The organism is Cupriavidus sp. H39, assembly GCF_050271075.1.
GTDB classification, from domain to species: Bacteria; Pseudomonadota; Gammaproteobacteria; order Burkholderiales; family Burkholderiaceae; genus Cupriavidus; species Cupriavidus necator_B.
Map to the genome: position 1 here is coordinate 214,354 of NZ_CP189847.1, position 21,598 is coordinate 235,951.

Annotated in this window: 28 protein-coding genes; 19 read left to right on the forward strand and 9 right to left on the reverse strand. The window is 62.3% G+C overall.

All coding sequences use genetic code 11. From position 1 onward, the window contains the following. The first annotated feature begins 58 nt into the window (after nucleotides 1–58). Nucleotides 59–1,162, forward strand: a complete 1,104-nt coding sequence (locus ACOCMH_RS13300) for a porin (RefSeq protein WP_427308707.1) — start codon at nucleotides 59–61, stop codon at nucleotides 1,160–1,162. A 233-nt stretch (nucleotides 1,163–1,395) separates the two neighbouring features. Here ACOCMH_RS13300 and ACOCMH_RS13305 read toward each other — a convergent pair whose 3' ends face one another. From ACOCMH_RS13305 to ACOCMH_RS13325, 5 genes are all read right to left on the reverse strand, one after another. Beyond that, complete coding sequence (locus tag ACOCMH_RS13305) at nucleotides 1,396–1,734, reverse strand: PLP-dependent transferase (protein ID WP_427308709.1); 339 nt, start codon at nucleotides 1,732–1,734, stop codon at nucleotides 1,396–1,398. Then, nucleotides 1,674–1,910, reverse strand: coding sequence for a hypothetical protein (locus tag ACOCMH_RS13310; RefSeq protein WP_427309241.1), 237 nt, complete (start codon nucleotides 1,908–1,910; stop codon nucleotides 1,674–1,676). Before ACOCMH_RS13310 ends, ACOCMH_RS13305 begins: the two co-directional genes overlap by 61 nt. 622 nt (nucleotides 1,911–2,532) lie before the next feature. Then, entirely contained in the window at nucleotides 2,533–3,591 is a 1,059-nt protein-coding gene (locus tag ACOCMH_RS13315; protein WP_112776500.1) for a VWA domain-containing protein, read from the reverse strand. Between the two features lie 107 nt (nucleotides 3,592–3,698). Beyond that, entirely contained in the window at nucleotides 3,699–3,902 is a 204-nt protein-coding gene (locus ACOCMH_RS13320; RefSeq protein ID WP_427308711.1) for a hypothetical protein, read from the reverse strand. Between the two features lie 24 nt (nucleotides 3,903–3,926). Then, on the reverse strand, nucleotides 3,927–4,097 hold the full coding sequence (locus tag ACOCMH_RS13325) for a hypothetical protein (protein ID WP_427308713.1): 171 nt from the start codon (nucleotides 4,095–4,097) through the stop codon (nucleotides 3,927–3,929). A gap of 437 nt (nucleotides 4,098–4,534) precedes the next feature. Between ACOCMH_RS13325 and ACOCMH_RS13330 the strand changes: the two genes are divergently transcribed. From ACOCMH_RS13330 to ACOCMH_RS13415, 18 genes are all read left to right on the forward strand, one after another. Then, complete coding sequence (locus ACOCMH_RS13330) at nucleotides 4,535–6,205, forward strand: PRTRC system ParB family protein (RefSeq protein WP_427308715.1); 1,671 nt, start codon at nucleotides 4,535–4,537, stop codon at nucleotides 6,203–6,205. 69 nt (nucleotides 6,206–6,274) lie between these two features. Next, nucleotides 6,275–6,715 carry a PRTRC system protein E gene (locus tag ACOCMH_RS13335; RefSeq protein ID WP_427308716.1) on the forward strand — a complete coding sequence of 147 codons (441 nt, stop codon included), beginning with the start codon at nucleotides 6,275–6,277 and terminating at the stop codon, nucleotides 6,713–6,715. Between the two features lie 11 nt (nucleotides 6,716–6,726). Continuing rightward, nucleotides 6,727–6,951, forward strand: coding sequence for a PRTRC system protein C (locus ACOCMH_RS13340; RefSeq protein ID WP_116342839.1), 225 nt, complete (start codon nucleotides 6,727–6,729; stop codon nucleotides 6,949–6,951). A gap of 4 nt (nucleotides 6,952–6,955) precedes the next feature. Beyond that, nucleotides 6,956–7,159: a hypothetical protein gene (locus tag ACOCMH_RS13345; RefSeq protein WP_427308718.1), complete on the forward strand. Its 204-nt coding sequence runs from the start codon at nucleotides 6,956–6,958 to the stop codon at nucleotides 7,157–7,159. Between the two features lie 41 nt (nucleotides 7,160–7,200). Continuing rightward, complete coding sequence (locus ACOCMH_RS13350) at nucleotides 7,201–8,187, forward strand: PRTRC system protein F (RefSeq protein WP_427308720.1); 987 nt, start codon at nucleotides 7,201–7,203, stop codon at nucleotides 8,185–8,187. A 9-nt stretch (nucleotides 8,188–8,196) separates the two neighbouring features. Then, nucleotides 8,197–8,919 carry a PRTRC system protein B gene (locus ACOCMH_RS13355; RefSeq protein WP_116342835.1) on the forward strand — a complete coding sequence of 241 codons (723 nt, stop codon included), beginning with the start codon at nucleotides 8,197–8,199 and terminating at the stop codon, nucleotides 8,917–8,919. A gap of 2 nt (nucleotides 8,920–8,921) precedes the next feature. Continuing rightward, nucleotides 8,922–9,560 (forward strand): PRTRC system protein A, encoded by a 639-nt coding sequence (locus ACOCMH_RS13360; protein ID WP_427308722.1) that lies wholly within the window; start codon nucleotides 8,922–8,924, stop codon nucleotides 9,558–9,560. Further along, entirely contained in the window at nucleotides 9,557–10,354 is a 798-nt protein-coding gene (locus ACOCMH_RS13365; protein ID WP_427308724.1) for a PRTRC system ThiF family protein, read from the forward strand. Before ACOCMH_RS13360 ends, ACOCMH_RS13365 begins: the two co-directional genes overlap by 4 nt. Nucleotides 10,355–10,551: 197 nt before the next feature. Continuing rightward, nucleotides 10,552–10,944, forward strand: a complete 393-nt coding sequence (locus tag ACOCMH_RS13370; protein ID WP_427308725.1) for a hypothetical protein — start codon at nucleotides 10,552–10,554, stop codon at nucleotides 10,942–10,944. Between the two features lie 132 nt (nucleotides 10,945–11,076). Continuing rightward, a complete protein-coding gene (locus ACOCMH_RS13375; RefSeq protein ID WP_427308727.1) occupies nucleotides 11,077–11,550 on the forward strand; it encodes a glycine zipper 2TM domain-containing protein in 474 nt (157 codons plus the stop codon). An 87-nt stretch (nucleotides 11,551–11,637) separates the two neighbouring features. Further along, a complete protein-coding gene (locus tag ACOCMH_RS13380; RefSeq protein WP_427308729.1) occupies nucleotides 11,638–12,042 on the forward strand; it encodes a hypothetical protein in 405 nt (134 codons plus the stop codon). Nucleotides 12,043–12,222: 180 nt separating this feature from the next. Beyond that, nucleotides 12,223–12,600 carry a hypothetical protein gene (locus ACOCMH_RS13385; RefSeq protein WP_427308730.1) on the forward strand — a complete coding sequence of 126 codons (378 nt, stop codon included), beginning with the start codon at nucleotides 12,223–12,225 and terminating at the stop codon, nucleotides 12,598–12,600. Nucleotides 12,601–12,610: 10 nt separating this feature from the next. After that, a complete protein-coding gene (locus tag ACOCMH_RS13390; RefSeq protein WP_427308732.1) occupies nucleotides 12,611–13,081 on the forward strand; it encodes a hypothetical protein in 471 nt (156 codons plus the stop codon). Nucleotides 13,082–13,392: 311 nt separating this feature from the next. After that, entirely contained in the window at nucleotides 13,393–13,782 is a 390-nt protein-coding gene (locus tag ACOCMH_RS13395) for a hypothetical protein (RefSeq protein WP_427308733.1), read from the forward strand. 103 nt (nucleotides 13,783–13,885) lie between these two features. After that, nucleotides 13,886–15,412, forward strand: coding sequence for a hypothetical protein (locus ACOCMH_RS13400; RefSeq protein ID WP_427308735.1), 1,527 nt, complete (start codon nucleotides 13,886–13,888; stop codon nucleotides 15,410–15,412). 268 nt (nucleotides 15,413–15,680) lie between these two features. Next, nucleotides 15,681–16,706, forward strand: a complete 1,026-nt coding sequence (locus ACOCMH_RS13405) for an ATP-binding protein (RefSeq protein ID WP_427308736.1) — start codon at nucleotides 15,681–15,683, stop codon at nucleotides 16,704–16,706. A gap of 109 nt (nucleotides 16,707–16,815) precedes the next feature. Then, nucleotides 16,816–17,733 carry a hypothetical protein gene (locus ACOCMH_RS13410; protein WP_427308738.1) on the forward strand — a complete coding sequence of 306 codons (918 nt, stop codon included), beginning with the start codon at nucleotides 16,816–16,818 and terminating at the stop codon, nucleotides 17,731–17,733. A gap of 7 nt (nucleotides 17,734–17,740) precedes the next feature. After that, complete coding sequence (locus tag ACOCMH_RS13415) at nucleotides 17,741–18,904, forward strand: vWA domain-containing protein (protein ID WP_427308740.1); 1,164 nt, start codon at nucleotides 17,741–17,743, stop codon at nucleotides 18,902–18,904. 174 nt (nucleotides 18,905–19,078) lie between these two features. Here ACOCMH_RS13415 and ACOCMH_RS13420 read toward each other — a convergent pair whose 3' ends face one another. Genes ACOCMH_RS13420 through ACOCMH_RS13435 form a run of 4 tightly spaced genes read right to left on the reverse strand, consistent with a single transcriptional unit; the run spans nucleotide 19,079 to nucleotide 21,335 of the window. After that, the gene (locus ACOCMH_RS13420) at nucleotides 19,079–19,720 is read right to left on the reverse strand and encodes a hypothetical protein (protein WP_427308742.1); all 642 of its coding nucleotides are present in this window, start codon (nucleotides 19,718–19,720) and stop codon (nucleotides 19,079–19,081) included. After that, nucleotides 19,698–20,108: a bactofilin family protein gene (locus ACOCMH_RS13425; protein WP_427308744.1), complete on the reverse strand. Its 411-nt coding sequence runs from the start codon at nucleotides 20,106–20,108 to the stop codon at nucleotides 19,698–19,700. Before ACOCMH_RS13425 ends, ACOCMH_RS13420 begins: the two co-directional genes overlap by 23 nt. Before the next feature lie 7 nt (nucleotides 20,109–20,115). After that, nucleotides 20,116–20,709 (reverse strand): hypothetical protein, encoded by a 594-nt coding sequence (locus ACOCMH_RS13430; RefSeq protein WP_427308746.1) that lies wholly within the window; start codon nucleotides 20,707–20,709, stop codon nucleotides 20,116–20,118. A gap of 20 nt (nucleotides 20,710–20,729) precedes the next feature. Beyond that, nucleotides 20,730–21,335: a hypothetical protein gene (locus ACOCMH_RS13435; RefSeq protein ID WP_427308747.1), complete on the reverse strand. Its 606-nt coding sequence runs from the start codon at nucleotides 21,333–21,335 to the stop codon at nucleotides 20,730–20,732. Nucleotides 21,336–21,598 lie beyond the last annotated feature (263 nt).

A 21,598-nucleotide genomic window follows, 5' to 3' on the forward strand; every position in this document is an offset into this window, starting at 1 on the left:
CACAAAGCGGGTGTCTTGTTTCATTGAACTATAAATTATCTGAATAACGGTGGAGACAATGAAGGTGAGAACCAACGCAGTGAAGCTGCTTAGTGCGTCGATTTCCCTATTGGTTTCGGGGGCAGCGTCTGCGCAGTCTTCGGTCACTCTGTATGGCGTCGTGGATGTTGGTGTGGAGTTTGCAAACCATCAGCCGGGCGCGGGCGACACCGTCGCTCGTGTTTCTTCGGGCAACATCGCGGGTTCGCGTTGGGGGATTCGAGGGACGGAGGACTTGGGCGGAGGACTGAAGGCACTCTTCGTCCTCGAAAGCGGCTTTGACCCTGATACCGGTAAGTCGGGGCAGGCGGGCAGGCTGTTCGGTCGCTCCGCCTACGTGGGATTGGTTGGCCAGTGGGGCAGTATCCTGTTAGGGAGGCAGCAGGGTTCATTCTTCGATTTCGTCGGCAACTTCGATCCGATGACCCTCGCCCCTAAGTATTCAGTCTTTACGCAAGATGCCGCATACGTGCAACGTGCCGACAATACGGTGAAGTATGTCGGCAATTTCGGCGGGCTGACGGTATCGTCCTTTTACAGCTTTGGCGCAGACAGCACTGTCGTGAATGGCAGCGAAGTGCCAGGCAGTCCGAAGCTGGGGCGAGAGTTCGGTGGCTACATCACCTACAACCTGCGGGCCTTGAGTCTGGCAATTGCCTACGACGAGCTCAACACTGGAACCACGACACTGAACCCCGATGCTACTGCCCGCCGCGTTACCGCGGCTGCGACCTATGCAATTGGTCCGACGAAACTCTTCGCCGGTTACCGATGGGCGCGGGCCTTCGATGGGGGCATCATCCCTGGTTCCATTGCCGGCAACCAGAATCAGGGATCGAATCTATATTGGGCGGGTGTGAATTGGCAGGTGACTCCAGCGATCGTTCTGACCGGTGCTGCGTACTATCAGGATTTCAAGAACACCGGCAGCGATCCGTGGCTGTTCGTGTTGAATGCCGACTATGCATTCTCGAAGCGCACACACGCGTATTCGTCGATCGGCTACACGAAGAACAAGGGCACATCCAACCTGGGCTTCTTTGATTCAGGCAAGTCCTTCGAAAACACGAATCCCGGCCAAAACCAGCTTGGCGCAGTGATCGGGGTACGGCACTCCTTCTAGCATTTCCAGCTTCATGCTTTTGCCGAGGAGTTGGCTGAGCAGGCCTTCCTCGGCCTCTTTTATGCTTGTCCGGTTAGTAGTCAGATGGCTCGTGGATCCGCGCATCCAAGGCACGTCCGGTTGGATGCCGCTTGATGAAGGTGTTGGGGCACTTGGAAAAGTAAAAGCCAGGCCAGCCAGAGTCGGTGACCGCGCTGAATCTTCTTAGTCTGAATAGACTTGGGGCGCGAAGATCACATAGTAAGCGTCAACGCCTGAGAGAAGTCGGCGATCAAGTCGTCAATATCCTCAATGCCGACGGAAAGTCGGAGCATCCCGTCAGAGATTCCCATCGTCTTTCGCGTTTCTGGGCCGGCTTCATAGAAGATGGTCGGCGCCACAGGGATAATCAGTGTACGTGTGTCGCCCAGACCGGTCGCCGCGATAGGTAACTGAAGCGCGTTAACGAATTCGATCATGCGTTTCGGGCTAACTGTCCAGCCCAGCAAAGTCCCCTTGTTACACACAGCCATTAGTTGAGGGCGCCCATTCCAGCCGAGCCAAGTTTTGCAAGCATCTTCAGGTTCTCCCATCGTCCTCTTGGTCGCTGGGATTCATTCTCAAGAAGAGGTCGGCCGCCTTCCTGCATTTGGCTACATTTTCCCCCTTGCATGATAATGAATTCTTGATTGCGCGCGAAAAGGCCGTCACACGTTTCTAAGAAATCAGCATCTTCATAATGCACGCTGAACTCGGCACTGGCTTTCACGTTAGCTCCAGGAACTAGGCGCTCCGGATTGTCATCGCAACAAACTTCGGCCATGGTGGTGGAGAGCGGACGCCTATCGACCGGCGATGCCGAAGACGAGCATCGATATCATCGACCGTCCCTCAGCCGCCATGGTGCGACCCTACTTGCAATGACTTTGAATAACGTGTCGGACATTGCGACGACGTGAGTTCGAGGGCCAACGACGCTTCATGGCAGCCGGTTGCGGACGCTGAAATGGCAGTCAGGCCATCTCGGTCGCGGCAGCTTCTGGCTCAGGCTTACGGGATTTCACGCCAGTCCGGCTAATTCCGGTTTCCTACAGTTCGCGCCAACGTGCCCGTCCAAGGACCTCAGCGACCTGATTGGCAAGAAGAAATGGTTCATCCAAGCGGCATACTGCGGCGACCTGCCGCTCCCCAGCCCCTGCAGAAGCGCCGTCGAACCGGGCGTGGAACTCGGGCCTGGATCTGGTCTGACAGGGCGGCCGATACCTGTTCGGGTGCTGATTGAGACCCATGGCGCCTAAAGTTCTGGCAAGGCAGCCGTTTAGTCGCGACGCCCGCCATCAGCCCGCTGCGCCAGCGCATGATTGAAGACATGCGGATGCGCAAGCCCCAGTTCACCGCCGGAACCACAGCAGCGACAGACCGCAGGCCGCGACCAGCAGTGGGACCGAGGCCGCTGCCAGCAAGGCACTGATCTCGATTTCCTTGCGCTCCAGCGCGAAACGGGCGCTCAGTTGGCGATACACCTGCGTCAGGTCCGCAGCCGAGCCAGCCTGGAAGTACTCGCCGTCAGTGAGCGTCGCGACCTCGCGCAACGTGGGTTCATCCAGGGAGTCAGAGAGGCTCGACACTGCCGCACCCTCGTCCCGCGGCGTACCAAAGCCCACGGTATAGACGCGCACACCGCGCTGGGCGGCCATGCGCGCGGCGTCCAGAGGGTCCGGACCAGTGGTGCGGCGACCATCGCTGAGCAGGATCACTGCACCGTGCCGATAAGAACCGGGCTGCGCCGACGGCTGCTCCTGCTCGCGCTTGCGGACGGCCGCCGCCGCGGCGGCCTCTGTCCGGGATCTGCCGCCGGGCCCGGGTGCGAGCGACTCGCCGCTGAAGAGGATTGCTTCCAGGTCGATGCCATCGTCGGGGAACAACACCGCCAGCGCCTGGATCAATCCGCTGCCGGTCGCCGTGCCGTGCTGGAGTTGGAAGCGATCGATCGCGTCGAGCATGTCGTGCCGGTTGTCGGTGGGGGACAGCACCACGGTCGCCGTGGCGGCAAAAGAGACAATGCCCAGGCGCACGCTGGCCGGCAGGCCGACGATGAGATCCCGCGCAGCCTGCTGGGCGGCGCTGATCCGGGCGGGCGCGACATCGGTCGCCGCCATGCTGCGGGAGGTATCCATGGCCAGTACCAATGTGACAGTGTCGGTCGGCAGCGTGATGGTCGCGATAGGACGGGCGCAAGCCAGCAGGGCTGCGCCCAGCGCGAGCAGGAAGAGTAGCGGCGGGATGTGACGCCGCAGTCGTTGATTGCGACCCAGCACGGCGCGCGGCAGCGCAAGACTGGCATACAACAGGGCGATTTTCTTGCGCCGCGCAATCAGGTACAGGTAAGCGGCTGCCAGCAGGGGAAGCGAGAGCAGCAGCCAGAGCATTTGCGGCCAGAGAAACTGCATGCCCTGCTCCTTGGCGTGTGGTAAGCCGACGGTACTGCATTTTCCATGTCGGGACGGGTCCTCGAGGGCTGCGATGAGATGGGGAGAGCCCGGCTCACGCCTGTAGTTTAGGTACGGCGTACCGGGCTGATGCCTATGGCGTGAGGACGACGCTGCGGAATTGCTTGCGGGGCGGCCGGCACATCCTTGCACACGCGCTTGCCGTACTGCACGTCGCCGTCGTCAGAGTGGAAGCGGACAGCCGTCGTGCCCGACAGCTCAAACAGGCCCTCGGGCTTCACATCGGCCATGGCGTCCGTACCGAATGCCACGGGCGTATCCGTGCTGGCGCCAGATCACCGGTACAGCGCAAACGTCCCATCGTCGGCCACCGGCCCGGCGGCGATCACGTATTCCTTGTCCACCCGCTCGATGCCACGAATGCCTCTGCCGCCGAGGTCAATCAGGATCGGCGCGCCAAAGCGTGCGGCATTGCCCTTGATCACGGCAGCGGGGTTGTGTTGCATCGACCGGTTGAATCCGCAGCCGAATTCGGTCGTTAGCCTAGCGCGCTACCGACTAGCCGCGGTCGCTCGGCTCGCTCTCTTTCTGAGCCGCGGCTCATGGGCCGTACTGGTAGGGCGCCTTGAGGGTGCCTCCGACTTTCTCGTCGTCGGGTAACCATTCCCTTCGACATTCGACGATGACCCGTCTCTTGTTGCTCATTAATCGTCGTACCTACTGGTCGAGAGCGTTGGCACGAACCTATTGATTCATCGGACCGAGTTCGGATATCCTTCTCCCACTTACGCGTCCAAGACGCATCGACCTTCGCCCCTTTGGGGCCAGCTTCTGCAGTACGGTGGCCTCCCGCTTTGCCGGGCCAGTCCATCCTTCCATCCCACCGGGAACCTGTTCCCGGTGCGGCAACGGGTTCCCCATTCCGTCTCGGAGAACCCAAAAGATGCAAAACCCCACTGTTGTCATTGGCAAGATTCGTCCTGGCCGTAATCCGCGCAAGTACTTCGATCCTGTCCAAATGGCTGAGCTGACTGAGTCCGTTCGCCTGGATGGTGTCGTCCAGCCGATTCTGATCCGTCCCATTGAGGACGATGAGAATGGGCATGAGTACGAAGTGGTGGCAGGTGAACGCCGCTACCGCGCCGCACTGGCGGCCCATGGCGAGGGATACCAGGTCCCCGTCAGCGTGAAGGTGCTGACTGACGCTGAGGCTGCCCGCCTGGCGTTGATTGAAAACGTGCAACGTGCCGACATGGCGCCTTCGGAGGAGGCCGTGGAGGCAGCGCACATCGTTGGCCTGCTGAAAGGCGACCGTGATGAAGCCGCCCGGGTCATTGGGTGGTCACGCTCGACGCTCGACAAGCGCCTCGCGCTGCTGAACTGCAGCGACTCCGTCCTGGAGGCACTGAACACGCGTGTCATCCAGCTGGGCCATGCCGAACTGCTGGCTACGCTTGCCAAGGACAAGCAGGATAAGCTCCTGCCGGTCATCGTCAGCGAAAAGAAGTCGGTGTCGGAGTTGAAGAAGACCATCGAGGCCGCCGCGTGCAGCCTGGAATCGGCCATCTTCGACAAGTCCGACTGCGCGGCGTGTCCCCACAACTCTTCGTTGCAAACGGAGATGTTCGGTGAAGCGATCGCCACCGGCAATTGCACCAACAGGTCCTGCTATACCGAAAAGACCGACCGCAAGCTCGAAGGCATTGCCTACGAGCTCAAGGAAGAGTTCCCAATCGTGCGCATCGTTCGCGCCGGCGACAACCATACCCGCATTCAGCTGAAAGTGGATGGTCCGACCGGCGTAGGTGAAGAACAGGCCAAGGCGTGCCATGCCTGTCAGAATTTCGGTGCCGCGGTGAGCGGCCTGCCGGATTCCATGGGCAAGGTGTTCAGCGGTCAATGCTTCGATACGGCCTGCAACCAGCAGAAGGTGGCAGCCCGGATCAAGGCAGAACGTGACGCCGCCAAGGCACCTGCTGGGAAGCAGGGTGCTGGCAAGCCGGCCGCGGCAACGAAGGGCGATAAGTCCTCCGCGGCCGCAGAGAAGCCTGTCACGGTCATCAGCGAGTCGGAGAAGGTGAAGCAGTACCGCACCGAACTCTGGCGCAAGGCGCTGCGCAAGGAGGTCGCGCAGAACGCCGAGCAGGCCAATGCCTATCTCCTGGCCATCGCCATGCACGGGCTGTCGCGCAACATCGGCGGCGACGTGATGGGCAAATTCTTTGAGAAGCTCACCGAAAAGAAGCCATCGTCGACCCTGCAGGGCTGCCTCACGGCGGTCCACGGCATGGACGTCGGACGGCGCCAGCAGCTGACGATCGGCATGACGGTAGCGGCCATCGACGGCATGGAGGTGAGCAACCTCCGTGAGTTGTGCCGGTACCACAAGCTCGATTTGCGCCATCACTGGAACCTGCAGAAGTCCCAGGACTTCCTCGAGATGCTGACCAAGTCCGAAATGAAGGTTCTGGCAGACGAACTCGGCATCCGCAAGGTGCTGGGCGATGGCTTTGCCAAGCTGTTCGGCAAATCGAAAGCAGAAGTGGTTGCTGGCCTCCTGGCTGTCAATGGCTTCGACTACAACGGCAAGGTCCCCAAGGTCCTCGGCTATTGATCCATTCAATCGGGGGGCGCGCTACCGGCGCGCTGCCCGTCATTCCATTTTCCCCAAAAGGATTCACCTATGTTCACTGAACTGGCTGCGCTCGTGCGCGCGAGTGAGAAAGTGGTCGTCACGCTCACCATGCAGGGCGACCTGATGTCTGTTGTCGTTGTGCCCGTCATCAAGAATGCGGCGGATGCTGCGCTGACCACGCCGCTGGTGCTGTCGGCCACGCCCGCCGAACTGGACGAAGGCTTCGCGCAAGCCCTGGCCAGCGTCACCGCTGCCCGCCAGTCGCTCGCAGAGCAGGCCGAGGCCACCAAGTCCATTCTGGAAGCGGCTAAGTCCTCGCAGTCGAGCAAGGCCACCAAGGCACTGGTCAAGGCTGCGGCACCGGCGGAATCGTCGGATGCAAACGATGAAGAATGCAAGCCGCAAGAGAGTGCGGAGGGCGAGGCCTCGACGACAGCCGAAGGCAGCGCTGCCACCTCGGGCGGTACGGATCTCGCATCGTTGCTCTGAAGGAGGCTGACATGGCAATCGAAGTCACGAAGCTCACGCGCGAGTTTGCCTACAACGGCATGACGTTGATGGACCCCGGTCAGCAGTTCACGCCGGAACAGGTCAAGGACGTCTATGCGGCCCAGTATCCGGAGCTCACCACCGCCGCGGTGGATGGCCCGGAGCACAAGGGCGAAGTCGCTCGCTACACGTTCGTGCGCGCCGCCGGCGCCAAGGGCGCCGATGCGCAAATCTGACCTCATGAAGGCACTGTCCACCGGGCAGTTTGCCGCCATCAAACAGGAGCCGCCCGAAAGGGCGGTTTTTTTTCATTCTGAGGAGACCCAACAATGCTGTTCGATCCTCGGTCGACTGTTCTTGATTTCCCTGCAGGACACCAACCCGCATGGACGTCACACCGACAGCATCCCGCTGCCGGACGTGGACCTGCCCATCGTTTTCTGACCCTGCCAGCGGTGGCTCGCTCCGTGCCAGCCGCGGCGCGCGTGACGTTCTGCGACGAGGTCGAAATCACCGACGTGGTGATCGCCCAGTTCGATGCAGGTGTTCTGCGAGCGAGCGACGTGTCCGATCCCACCGGGGCCGGCGACGCCTTCGCGCAAGCGATTTTCGCGTGGTTGAACCCGCGTATCCCGCATTGTCAGCGCCTGCAGTTTGGCTTCGCGTTGATCGATCAGCCCGCCGCGGCGGACCAGCTGACCCAGTTCGGTTGGGAAGCGGAGCTGAATTCGCCGCTTTACCTGGCGATTGAGCTGCCCGGGGAGCAAGTGTTTTCCATCGGCACTGCCAGGGCACAGGCGCTGCGCGCGGCGGACCCGTCGCTGCTTTTCACCGCCATGAGCCTGGTCAACGCCGCATGCTCCCGGTCACTCTTCGTTCGAACGCCAGATGTGTTGCTGGATGAATTCGCCCGGTGGCATTGGGACTACGACGCGACCTTGGCCGATGACGACAGTGCGCGGGAATTCCTGAAGGAAAACTGGGGCGGAGATGACGCGGACATCGAGCGCTATCTGCCCTCCGTTGTTCGTCCGGAACTTGCGCCCGACGACACCCTGCCACGGCATTCGCATGTCCAGGCGGGCTCGTCCAGCCTTGAAGTGCTTTCGCAACGCACCTTGCGTGCCTTGGCACGCTCGGACGATGCGTGGCTGAGCGAAGTCTGCTCAGCCTTGGCCGATCTGCGGCTGACGTTGGCGAGAGCTCGCGAGCGATCAGTAATTGCCGGCGCCCAATGGGCTGAGCCCGCCTATTCCGCAGCCACGATCGCGTATTGCGAGAGCGACTACGTATCGGAAGTGCTCGACAACCATTTCGAGTGCGCGAGCAACAGTGGCGAGGCCACGATGTTCCAGTGCTTCATTCCCATCGCGACGGAGCGCAAGGCTATCCGCCAGCAGTTCGGTGATCTGGCCAGCATGCTGCGGATCATCGGTGCGCTAGACCGTGTCCTGACTTTCATCTCTTCATAGGAGGGCCTCATGGCCGAGATCCTGACCGCCACGCGGTCGCATGACGTGGCGCTGCAAGGCGCCATTCTGCTGTACGGCCGATCTGTCGCCGAGTTCTCGTATGCCACCGCGCATCGGATCGATCCTGACGCAAGCACTGGCCGTCCCGTCATCGGGGCCGGCACGCCGCTCAATCGACAGGCGCTGATTCAGGCGGTGCGCCAGGTTGCCGAAGCATCGCTGCCAAAAGGCGAGTTCCTCACGCCGAATGTCCTGTCGATCAGTCCGACCGCGGTGACGTGGTGGTGCCCACCGTGCCATCGCCGCGTGTTCTTCAAGTGCAACGAGTTTGGAGAACGCAGCGCAGTGGTGCCGCATCCGGGCCTGGTCTTCCAAGCCTCGCACGCGGGATTCCGCGTGTTCGCGCTGTCTGGCGAGGACCGGCCGGTACCGGCCGCGCTGCTGCACGAGCCGCCGTACTTCAACACCTGGGACAACGGGAAGATTTGCATTGGCAGCGCACATGTGCCCAAGCAGATCGACGTCGTCTCGATTGCCGGATGGGAATCGGGGTTCTTCGATTCTGCCTTCACCCATCCCAACCATGGGAATCCGCGCGTCAAGTTCGAGCGCGGCCCCTATGCCTTTTGGAAGGACATGCTCGACGGCCGCTTCACCGACTACCCGAAGCAAGTCCTCATCCCCATGAAACGCACGCTGGCCGATCTGATTGCCGGCAAACTGGAAAAATGACCATGCATCCTGCTGATGTCACCCTGCAACAGTCGTTCCCGTCGGTCATGGTGCCGCGCTTCTCCAAGCTCGAACCCATGTCCCGGGCCGGCGAGCGGCTTCTCGTTGCCGCGAACGGTGTATTTCTCGAAATCGCACGCCCCTGGATCCGGCTGGTACGCTGCCTCGGGCAATTTCAGCATCGCACCGCTGTGCCGTACGGCGACGCCCGGGAGGAGACGGACCTGATCTGCGGCCGCATCCCGGCGAACCTGATCGGCGATTTCGCCGCCATGGCGCGCGAGGCCCATCCGAAGGAGACGGGTGCCTGGATCGTTTGGAACGCCGCCACCGTGGCGTTCCGCCTCATTCCGGTTGGCATCCTCGAGCATAGCGCTGGCCACCTGAAGTATCAGCGGCCTGAGCTTGGCGCCGACGATGTGCTGGTGGTGGACTGCCATTCTCATGGCCGTTCGCCAGCGTTTTTCTCCGCCACCGACGATGGTGACGACCGGCACGACGTGAAGTTCGCGTTCGTGATTGGCAATTGCGCATCCGCGGTGGCTTCCATGGCGCTGCGGCTGTGTGCCAAGGGCATTTTCGAGAAGGTGGAAAAGGTGCCGGCGGAGTGGTATGCCGCCTGTGAGGAGGCGATGGCATGATTGAGCATCGCATTCCCACGGCCATGACCAGGCGCGCCTGGAACGTCATCGTGGTCGGTGCCGGCGGCACGGGTAGTGCGCTGCTTCCCAATCTGGCACGTTTGCACCACGCGATGTTGGAATTGGGACACCCGGGCGGTATCGCCTGTACCGTCTACGATGATGACCTCGTCAGCGAGACCAATGTAGGCCGACAGGGATTCTATCCGGTCGATGTTGGCCAACCGAAGGCAACCTTGCTGGTGAATCGCCTGAACAACCTGATGGGCACGCGCTGGGAAGCGCAGGTCAGTCGCGTTGACAGTCGCGACCGCTTTCGCTGTGACATGGTGATCGGCTGCGTCGATACGCGTCGCGCGCGCAAGGCCATCTTGGGTGCAATGACGCGCGGCGGTGGTGGCTACTATCTCGACTGCGGCAACGAGTCGGACAGCGGCCAGGTCATTCTGGGGCAGGTCCGCGGCAAGGCGGCGGAACGGCTGCCCCATGTGGGCGACTTGTTCCCTGAACTTCTGGACCCGAAAGGGGACAAGAAGGACACCGCGCCCTCCTGTTCGATGGCCGATGCGCTTAGCAGGCAATCGCTGGTGATCAACCAGGCGATCGCGGTGCAGGCGTACAATTTGCTGTGGACGCTGTTCCGCACGGGCACCCTGCAGTACTGCGGCGCGTTTGTGAATCTGGCAGCCGGTCGCACTAACCCGCTGCCGATCGACCCACAGGCTTGGTTGAGATTCGGGTATCGCCTACCTGAGCCGAAGCGCGCGACGCGCGCGCCTCGCCAAGCCGACTGAGCCCGCCATCCCCGACGTTTGGGGATGGCTTTTTTCTTATGTGGCAGCGACTTGATAGGCGCGTTCCGCGCTGCTAGGATCGCGTCACACCTCGCGTCCAGGACGCATCGACCTCGTGGCACTTCGCCACACTGCATTTTCAACCCGTTGGGGCACCTGCCCTGGCGGTGTGCTCCTTTCTTTCTTCGGAGCACATCATGAGCGACTCCCCCAATCAAGGCGGTACGAACCGCGCATGGCGCCGCGTTCGCGTGACGGGCAGCTGGCTGCCAGACAATGCCTTCGTGTGGGCGTATTGGAACGGCTCAATGTGGAACGGCTTTCCTGTCTCGTTGTTTACGCGTCAGGACGCGATCAGTCTCTGTGCAGTGATGCCCGGCCTCGTGTACGTTGAGGCTCGCCACGCCTTCCTGTTCGACGAGAACGGCGAGGCAGAATGGTTCCATGCGGGACCGCAAATCGTGGACGGCCAGCAATTGCAGCTCTATTCGCTTGGCGAAAGCTGGTGCTGGCAACTCGTGGATGCACCGGACCGCGCCACGGTGGTAGCAGCTGGCTGCCCCATCAGCCCTCTCCACAATCGCGGCTGAGCCTGCTAACATTGCTGCACCTACCGCGTCTCAGACGCATCGACCCTTCCGGTTGTATAGCCGGACATCTCCCTTCCCCCCTACGGGCCTCATGCCCGTGGGCATGTTGGCCCGTTTTTCATTGAGGCCAACATGATCAAGCGTTTCTTCCTGCTTTTCCTTTGCTGCGCCGTCTTTACTGGCTGCGCCGCCCAGCCGACTTCGCCGAATACCTATCGGGGTTCCGAAGCGCTGAGGCCAGGTACCGCTGAAGCTGTCACAGTCGTCCGGGTCCGCCCAGTAACGATTGCTGATACCGACGGCTTGATGTCTGCGAACACCGGCGTGCCGGGTGTTCTGGGTGCTGTTGTTGGCGCGGTACTGGGTGCGCGCGTCATCGGCAACGGCAATGGCCGTTACCTGGCCGGCGCGCTCTCGGGCACCGTTTCTGCGGTCATTGCTCAGACGGCCGCCAATCACCTGAGCCGTCGCAGCGGCGTGGAGGTCATTGTCCGTACGGACAGCGGCCGCCAGATCGTTGTAACGCAAGACGCGGATCAGCAGTTCGTCACTGGCGAGCGGCTGTACCTCGTCTCGGGTACTGGCGGCTCCCGCCTCACTCGCTGACCTGGCTCCAGTCGGAGCCCCATCCCTTCACTTTCCCCCGCGCGGGCCTCCCGCGTGGGGGCTCTGGCGCGAACAGGAGCAATTCACATGTTCGACGTCGCAGAAACAACCCCCATTTCCATCGCCCCCATCGAAACGAAGGGGAAATACATTTTTGAAGTCGCCGACGACATCCGTCGTCAGTTGCGCAGCGCCGGCCTCGAGCCGGAATGGCTCAACGCGAGCAACTTCATGGATGACGACAACGAGGCGCTGTACGGCCCCAAGTCGTCACGCCAGTGGCCCCAGTTCGGTGCTCGTGAACGGCTCGCCGTGTCCGTGCACCGCGGCTGGTCCGAAGGCTGGGCAATCCACGTCGACCGCATCGGCTACGACAGCGATGCGCCTGGCGTGACCACCACGGCGCAGAAGCTGTTGATCGGCAAGTCGTTGACCGAGCGCCAAGCTTGGGACAGCGTTCGTGCGATCAGCAAGATGTTCGATGTCGCCTGAGCCCAGGCGCCATCCCATTCGCAAGCCCGAGAGGGCTTGCCCAACCCTTCGGGGGTTCGGCAAGCCGCTTTTACCCGCGTCATAGACGCATCGACCCAATGTCCGGCATCGCCGGGCCAACCCTTGCGGGACACTCGTCCCGGCAGGGAAGGGATGTCCACAGCTATTCAGAGGATATCCATGAAACTTCCCAAGTCCTTTTTCGCGCCTTTTCCAGACAATCCGGCGGCATGCCAGGATGTGCGCCGTGACGCATGCCGCGTGCTGCGTCGATTTGCTGGCGACATGGCTTTGCGCCCGCGCGATTACACGATCCGCGAGCATCGCCAGCGCCGGCGCGACGTCAACGTGTTTGCGTTGCAGACCGACTCGCTGCTGGTAGAAATTCAGCATCCGCCTGGCGCCGAGGGCATTCGCATGTCCTATCGGACGTGCCGCGGTCGCAATGACATGGCCGGTGGCCGCGACAACACGGTCAGTGTGGAGTCGCTGGCTACGCAATGTGGCTATGCCGAACTGGTTTCCACGCTTCGCGTGGTGGCCGGGCGTCGTGGTTGAAGGAGCGGCGATGACGATCTTGATCAAAGTCACGTTCACTTCAACGGCGGGCGAGGAGATTCACGGCCAGGCGCAGTATGAGCCGGCGCCCGGTCTCGTGAGTTTGCCATCGCGCATGCTCGATATCGTACAGCGCGCCAAAGCGTCGGGAGACGGTCATGCCATCGTAGCCCATGAGGATGGATACCGTTACCCGTTGCAACCGATTGAAAACGGTGTCTACCAGCTCGACCGCTCTCGCCGGCAGCGTCAGGGATTGCTGGAACAGGCATGGAAGGCTGTCACGGCACCCACCAAGGAACAGCGACAGCAGTCGGGTCGATTCGCGCATACGCTATCCGCAGCTGCGCTGATCGGTGCGAGCGGATACGTCGGCTCGAGCCGCGCTTGGAACCTGAGCGCTGTGGCTGACGTTCTTAGCCTCATAGCCATCGGTGTTGTACTATTTCTCGTAGGCGCAGTTCTTTCCAAAGGAGACTGAGTGATGACTCTTGGTCTGTTTGTCCTGATCGTCGGTGGTGCCATCTCGGCGTTTTTGCTCTGGGCTGACCGCAACGGCCGGCGTGTACACAAAGATTGAGTGCTCTATACGGCATTTGATGCCGGCCTGGCAGAAAGCTAGAGTCAGGTCGGGCAGCCTTCGTTATGGAGGCTGCAACACCCTCCAATTTTCATAGCCGATCCGTCGGCTCTCCGCGCGAACGCACCCAATCAGGGTGCGTTTTTCGCTTCTAGACCCACACGGGCGTCGTCCCGTTGGGGCAACGCCCTCTAACTTTGGGAATACCCTCGATGGACGCAATTGTCTTCGGTGCTGGCGTGGCCAGCTATCCCGCCGGCGTGCAGCTGCGCGTCGGTCTCTACGACGCCAACCTGCGCCCGGCCATCCAGCTGATCTGCGCAGACGACGGCATGCCGTATGCCTCGCTCAGCGTCAACTTGCCGGGCACGCCATTGCTCGACGGCGAATTCTGCGTGGCCGCCGACTGGAACCTTCCGGCGGATCTCAAAGCGGCGCTGCTGGCCACCGGCAAGTTCACGGACACGGGCCGCGTGTCGCCTGGGCCCACTCAAGGCGGCGCAATCTGGCGCATCGATTGTCCCGAACTGCTGTCGCAACTCGCAGCCGCTCGGGTGGTCGCACGTCGCCGGCCTGCGCATCGCATTGCCGCCCTGGTGTAGCACCACGGCATTTTCCAACCCTCTCGGGGCACGCCCCGAGAGGGCGTGTTCCGTCTCCGGAGCACAAATGTACGTAATTTCCATAGGATCGGCCCGATCCGAAATGCGCACGACGCTCGCCGGCGTGCTGGAATACCTCAACCAAGACCGCCGAGGCGTGGCCGCACCGCGGCCGGCAGACGTCACCGTGCGCCATGTCGAGCGCGGTGATATCGCCGTGCATCAACTGAAGTCGGGCCGGATGGCAGTGCGCCCGCGCGGGACGGCTCGTTCGATCCTGGTACAGGTCCTCGATGAGGTTGAGCGGTACATCGTCCGGGTGGACGGCAAGGTCCTGCGCCCGCATGAGATGAGCCGCGCCTCTTGGGGCGCGGTCGTTGCAGCGGGCCGCTTGGCGTTCTTCCCTGAGGAGGCGATCGATCTGGCTGCCGCCGAAGCCGGGCCGCTGTTTCATACCCGGGATCTGTTTGAAGCCGAGGGACCTTTTGACATCGCAGCCTTCGTCGACAATGAGTTCCGTCGCCGCTTCGGCTACGGTCGGCAGGGCCCCGCATACGCACCAGACGCGAGCCCAAACGCGCGCCACGAGCTGCATGTTGCCTATGCCTTGCTGCGCGGCGAGAAGGTGCGCGAATGCGTACTGAGCGCCTACCGTGACGATCCTGAGATCGGCAAGCACGATCTGGCCTGGTTGCGGCCGCTGATCGAAGTGCCGGCACTGCGTGGCGCGCTATCGCCTGCGCAGTTGCAGGGCCTCTGCCACGTCATGCGGCACGATGGACTGAAGATCACAGCGGACAACGCGGGGAAGCTGCTCGCCATCGTGCGAAGGCTGCCGGTGGATTGTGGGCTCGTCCAGATCGACGACGCCTTGTTTTCAGCTGGCATCCTGCAGCCGCGTACGGCTGCGGCTCTCGACGCTGCGCGAGGGCCGGCCGCGACGCCGGTGTCGCCGCTGGCGCAACGCATCCACGCGCTCACGACGCAACGGCGATTCAACGCGACGATGGAGCGCGCCAGGGCCCAGCGCGAAGCCCTGGAGATCAGCCAGCGGCACTTTGATGACATCGCGCGGCGCGCCGTCGCCGATCGCACCTGCGCAGGCTACAACTGGGCCAACAAGGTCGCGCTGGCTATCCTGCAGCGCGACGTCGCCGCGGTGCTGGAGATTTTCGACAGCCCCAAGGACTGGAACACCGATAGCAAGCGCGCCTTGCGTGAATTGACCGGTGTCGATCTCCTGCAGTGCACCGCGGCGCTGCGCCGCCGGCGCATTTTTGAGCTGTGCGGGTTCTCGCCAGCGGAGCAGGAGTGTTGGGAGCACGAGGCGGCAGCAGCGAAAGCCGACCGCGTGGCCGCGCGCGAGTTCGAGGACGCCCGCAAGCGCGCGGAGGCCTCCAATTGGCGCCTGGAAGGCGGCAAGGTGCTGAACGGTCGCGAGTACGTCGATTTCTGTATTGCCGAGGGCTTCTCGGAAATCATCGACATGCCACGCGGCCGCGCTCGCGCCTATCGTATCTGCAATCCGCGACGCGGCATGTCGCGACCGCTGCGCGCCAAGGATGGGACGCTTTCCTATGCACGGGTCCGGCTCGCGCAAACAGCCCTTCCTGCTGCCATCGCGGCTTGATGAACTTCCCTGGCCCCTCCGGGCCGGGGAAGCTTCGTTGAATCGCGCACTGTTTGCCCGAGCTTTCGTCGTTACCGGCAAAGGCCGGAAGCGTTAGCCTTTCGTCATCAAAGCGGTGTTCGCACTGATACGGATCAGTCCAAACACTGTTTTACCTGCGTCGTTGACGCATCGACCCCAACGCCGGCAAGCCGGCCATCTCTTGAGCCTTCCCACAGGGACCGCTCCCTGTGGGGGACGGCCTGTGGGACTTCCCCTGAGGAATCCCATGGAACTGAACCCCTCCCAACTGCAAAAACTGCTCGCCGCCTGCATCCCGGCCATGCTGCCGGTCCTTGTGACGGGAGCGCCCGGCATCGGCAAGAGCGACATCGTCGCCCGGGCTGCCTCGGACGCTGACCACGAGCTGCTGATCTCGCACCCGGTGGTCGAAGACCCGACCGATTCGAAAGGCTTGCCCTTTCCGTCGGCCGACGGCGCGCATGCACGCTTTCTGCCTTTCGGCGATCTGGAACGCGCGCTCAGCGCTCGCCGCCCATTGGTCTGGTTCATCGACGACCTGGGCCAGGCCACACCCGCGGTCCAGGCCGCCAAGATGCAGCTGCTGCTCGCCCGGAAAATCGGCGAGCACGTGCTGCCGCCACACGTCACCTTCGTTGCTGCGACCAATCGCCGCATCGACAACGCGGGCGTCTTCAACATTCTCGATCCGCTGAAGTCCCGCTTCGCGACCATCGTGGAGCTGACCACGTCGATCGAGGACTGGACGCGCTGGGCCGTTGCGACGGGCCAGCCGCCGGAGCTGATTGCATTCCTGCGCTTTCGGCCGGACTTGCTGCTGTCGGCGAATCGCACCCGCGAGATTGAGAACCTGCCGAGCCCGCGGTCCTGGGGAATGGTGGGCAAGCTGTCGCAGGTTGTGCCCGCCGAACTGGAGCACGTCGCCTTCGCAGGCGCCGTGGGGCAGGGCGCTGCGACAGAATTTGTGGCGTTCAAGCGCCTCTTTCGCCAGATGCCTTCGCCAGACGGCGTCCTCGCTGCGCCGTCAACGGCGCCGATTCCGACTGACGTGGCTGTGCAATACGGCATCGTCACGGCGCTGGCGCGCCTGGCCAATGCCAACAACTTCGATCGCGTGATGGTCTACGCGAATCGGCTGCACGAAGCCGGGCTCGGTGAATTTGCCGTGCTGCTGGTCCGTGACGCCGTGGAGCGCGATGCAGCGATCGCCAGTACCCCAGCGTTCATCGTGGCGCAGGGCGGCCCCATTGGCGCCCACATCCGCGGCCAGTAGGTCGCTTTCCCGCATCACCACATCTGCCGGCCGGTCTCGGGTCTTACCTGAGCCGGCCATTTTCATTTCCTGCCGCCTTCGCGCGGCGACTCCCTCTGAGGAATCCATCATGAACATTACCAACCTGACGTCCCGCGTCATGCTCGCGACGCTCAATATCTCGGTCTGGCGCGCGCGCCGGTTCGACACTCGTGCAACGCAAGAAGTCGAGGCCAAGCACGAAGCCAAGGACATTGGCCGCTTCAACAAGCGGCTGCTGACCGATGGCGCGACGTCGTACAAGGAAGTATGTGCCATCGGCAACCGCGCTCGCGCGCTCTTCGATAGCCATTCGCTAAACTATGATCAGCTCGGCGTGCGCCTGCTTCCCACGGCTGTCTACATGGACGTCGCCGAGAAGCTGCGGGCCTTGCGCGATCAGTTCGACGCGGCGACGGCTCAGTTTCTTGCCGACTATCCGCGGCTCAAGGACGAAGCCCGGATTGCGCTCAATGGGCTCTTTGACGAGGCCGATTATCCGACCGAGGCAGAGCTGCGCCGCAAATTCGGTGTGCGCTTCTCCGTGCTGCCGTTCCCCGATGCCAGCCAGTTCGGCATCGATTTGCCGCCCGACGTCCTGCACGGCATTCGTGAAGAGATGGACGCCAAGGTCTTGGGTGCGGTGAAAGCCGCGAACGACGACCTGGTCGGCCGTCTTTACGAAGCAGTGCAGCACTTTGCCAACCGCCTGTATGGGGAAGGCAACGTGCGGCTTGACGTTGCCGACAAGGTGCGCGAGCTCAGTGCGCTATTGCCGCGGCTGAACTTCTCCGACGATCCGGTCCTGACGGAGATTCTCGCCAAGACCCAGGAACAGCTGGCCTGTTATACCGGGGCGCAGCTCAAGGATGACCCGCTGCTGCGCCTGAACGTGGCTGAGCGTGCGATGGAAATCGAGGCGCAGATGGCAGCATTCATGGGTGGCCCGCCGCCGGCGCTGACGCGCGAGGCGGGCGACATGCCGATGCTGCAGCTGCTTGCCGCGTGAGGCCGCCATGCATGATCGAATCGTGAAGCAGCGCGCAGCGCTGGTGCTGTCGCAGCCGTTCTTTGGCGCGCTGGCCCTGCGCTTGGCCATCGTCGAGGACGCCACTTGCGAGTCGATGTGGGTCGACGGCGTGAGCCTGGGCTACAACCCGGCATATCTCGACAAGCTGGATGACCTGGAGCTTCGCGGCGTCCTGGCCCATGAGGTCCTGCATGTGGCCAACGGGCACTGCTGGCGCATGGGTGCACGTGAGCAGCATCGGTGGAACCGGGCCTGCGACTATGCGGTCAATCCGCTGGTCCTCAATGCGCAGTTCAAGCTGCCACAAGGGGTCTTGCTCGATGGCCGCTACCTTGGCAAGTCGGCGGAGGAAATCTACGCGATGCTACGACAGGAGGAATCGTCGCAGCAGCCGGAGCCATCCGCCGGCGGCGCAGCAGGCGCGGCGCCGCAGCCGTCCGACGGCGAGCCGTCGCCGCCAGAGCCGAACGGATGCGGCGAAGTCCGCCAGTACACGGGCGCCGACAAGCCGGCCGTCGAAAGCGAATGGCGGGTCGCCGTGAGTCAGGCCGCGAAAGCGGCCAAGATGCGCGGCGCCTTGCCCGGCGATCTCCAGCACCTGGTGGAAGCCGCGCTGCGGCCGTCGGTGGACTGGCGGGCCGTGCTGCACCGCTTCGCCGCCGAGGCTGCCCATGCTGACTACACCTGGAAGGCGCCCAATCGCCGCTATGCACACCTGGGCCTCTACCTGCCCTCCTTGCATTCCGAGGCGGTGGGAGACGCGGTGTTCGTGCGCGACTCCAGCGGCTCCGTCTTCGACGAGACGCAGCGGCAGTTCGCGGCGGAAATTATTGCGGTGCACCAGCAACTGCAGCCGGCCCGGCTCATCGTAATCGACTGCGATACCCGGGTCACCCAGGTCCAGGTGTTTGATCGAGACGATGTGCTCGACCTCGCCCCGCTGAAAGGCGGCGGTGGCACCAGTTTCCGGCCGCCATTCGCATGGCTCGAGCAGGAAGGCATTGCACCGGCATTCCTTGTCTACCTGACGGACCTCTACGGCGAATTCCCGCCCGCGGCCCCGGCATATCCCGTCCTGTGGGCATCGGTTACGCCGTTGGATCGCATTGCTCCTCCGCGGTTCGGTGAGTGTGTCGAAGTGATCGCTTAGGACGGCATCCTCCTTCGTCTTGGGCTATCTCACCGACAGCCATGTGGCGGTCTTTCGCTGTCATTTCTAAAACTAGCCTCAAGCGAACCATAGAAGTGCCGATGGTAGGTGCTGAAGTGGTGGTAGCAGGCTCAAGCCCCGGCGTGCCCGGGCTTTTTCTTTTTGGATCCCATGTCAGACAACTTTGCTCGATCCGCAACAATGCTTCGGATCATTCGCTTGGCAGAAATGGATGGCCATCGGCCAGGCCGTTGCCAGAGGCAGAGCAGGTGCTGCCGGCATGGGGCTCCAGAGGAGCGAGCTTTGGAACCCCAACTTCTTGTGATGGACGTCGACCACCTGCCGCGGCAGGGAATCGCGAAGCGTGTGGACCAGTGGTTTGCTGATGTCCGCAGCGAGAATATGCAGTCCTTTGATGACTGGCTTGCGGTTGTCGCATCGCCCGGCCCAGCCATTGCGCCGGGCATCCGATTGTCGCAGGGCAATGTCGAGTTTGAACTGCGACACGGTCGACGATACTCGATCGAAGATGCCGTGCGCGGAGCGAGGCAGTTTCGGTGCATCATCGATGGCCGCGTGCCGCTCGTCGCTTTCATTGATGAGCGTGGCTACCGTGGAGCGTGGATTACCGTAAGAAACCTTTTCACCATAGAAGAGATGGTGAGCATGCGAGAATTGCCAGACCGGGCATAAAAAAGGGCCCGACGCTATCCAGCGCCGGGCCCTTTTTTTTTGCTTTGGCAGAAAGACGATGTCTATATGCTCGCTTTCCGGAAAAACTCCTCGAGCATGCTCACGCTTTTGCCGTGGTGTCACCTTCTGTTGCCGGCGAGACGGCCTCTTCGATCGTCGGTCCCGTACTGTCGCCGAAGGTGAGTGCGGAAATTCGCGCGATTGTGCCCTCCAGAGCCGCGGAGCTTCCAAGCCGGATGGTGCCGGCATAGGCGATCCGGCCCTTCACGCGACCATTGATATGGAGCGACACCCGGGCAGCAACGTCGCCCTCTACGGTGCCGTCGATGAGCACATGGTCGCCTTCGACGGTTCCGCGGACCAACCCTTCTGCGCCGATATGGACGAGGCCTCGGGACGAACGAAGATCGCCATCGACCAGACCGAAACAACTGACGCCGTGATCGGAGCTGACGTGTCCGTGGATGCTGAGACCAGCCTGGATCAAACTGAAGTTTCGCGGGGCATTCATGACGGGATCAGAACAGTTTGATTTCGTTGCCACGACCGGCCGCTGGCGGCGCCGGGTTGCTGGGGGCGGCGCTGGCTACCGGCTGGCGTGCGGGCGTCGGGACGGAGGCAGGCTGCTTGGGCGCCTGGACCTTCGGTGGTTGAGGTTTGGCATGGCTCTGCGCCGGAGTTGGCGTGCTCGCGGATGCGCCTGAGTGGGTCTCGGGCGCTGCGGGCGGTGCAATCGTTGGAGGGCCGAGCGCAACCGGTTGCTGCGACACGGACGGCTGTGACGCGGGCCATTCGTGTCCGCTGTCCGTGGGCGGCGAGCCGGTGGCTTCTGGCTGTGCAGCGGCAGTCTTCGCCGGAGCCTTGTGCGCTTCATTGGACGCGAGCCAGCGACCTCCGCCGAATGCCAGCACGGCAATGGCCAGAATCCCCAGACATTGCCAGTGGATGGGCCTGATGCGCGCCACGATTGAGTGACCACCTTGGGACGGCGGCTGGCTCGGTTGCGCTGCAGACAGTGCGTCAAGCCTGGTTGTCCCAGAGGCTTGCATCTCAATGGTGACGGGAGGGGCTGCGTACTGTGCGTGCAGACGCTCGATTTCCTTGATGTCCATATCGGTCTCTGGAGCGAGTTTCAGGCTTTCTCGATCAGTTGGCCGTCTGGTCCGAACTGATCGTTGTCAGGAATGCAGAGGTGATGGATCGCACGAATGTGCTTGGCCGCCCCGACGACTGCATCATCCTTCTCCGCATCGGAGATCGATTGCGCGATGTATGCGCCGAGGGTTCGATGGAGGAGCCTGTCGTGCTGGTTCAGCAGGCGAATGAGCCGGCCTGCCAAGGAATGCGTTACAACGATCTCCCGATGGTGGAACTCCAGGCTCAGATGGCGCCGGGGCTTGGATTCGATCCACTGCAGTCTCGCATCCATCCATTCCTGCGCCTGTCGAAAGGCGTCGTCGAGCGCGAGGATTTTTCCTTTGCTGGCCACCGAGAACTTGGAGGTGCAAAAGTTGTAGTCGCTGCGGAGGAAGTTGCGCACGAAGTCAGTGCAATAGGACACCTCCGTGCCGCTGTCCGTTTGCGGGACAATCTTTGCAACGCGTCCCTCGCTTAGCATGCGCCGAATTGGCTTCGGGCCTGTGTTCGACGCTGCGCTGTCTGGAGGCGGATCTAACGATGAAACTGGCGGTATGGGTCGCGAGTCGCTATCGGGAAGAGGACGGGAAAGTTCGGCCATGGTCCATGCTGTGGAATCTCTCTCAGCTGGAATTTTGAGATACATTGCGCTTGGCACGCTCGGAGAAAGAGACACCAAATTCGCGAGCTTTCTGCCTTTTCCTCAGCCTGTGATGTGCCACAATTCACTCACACCTCGCGTCACTCACGCATCGACCCTGACTCCCTGAGAGTCCATCTTCTGCTTCAAGTCGTGCAATTTGCGCACGCGCCGACCGGTTGGCTACCGGTGTGGATATTCCTTGTGATAAGTGTTTTCGCCGA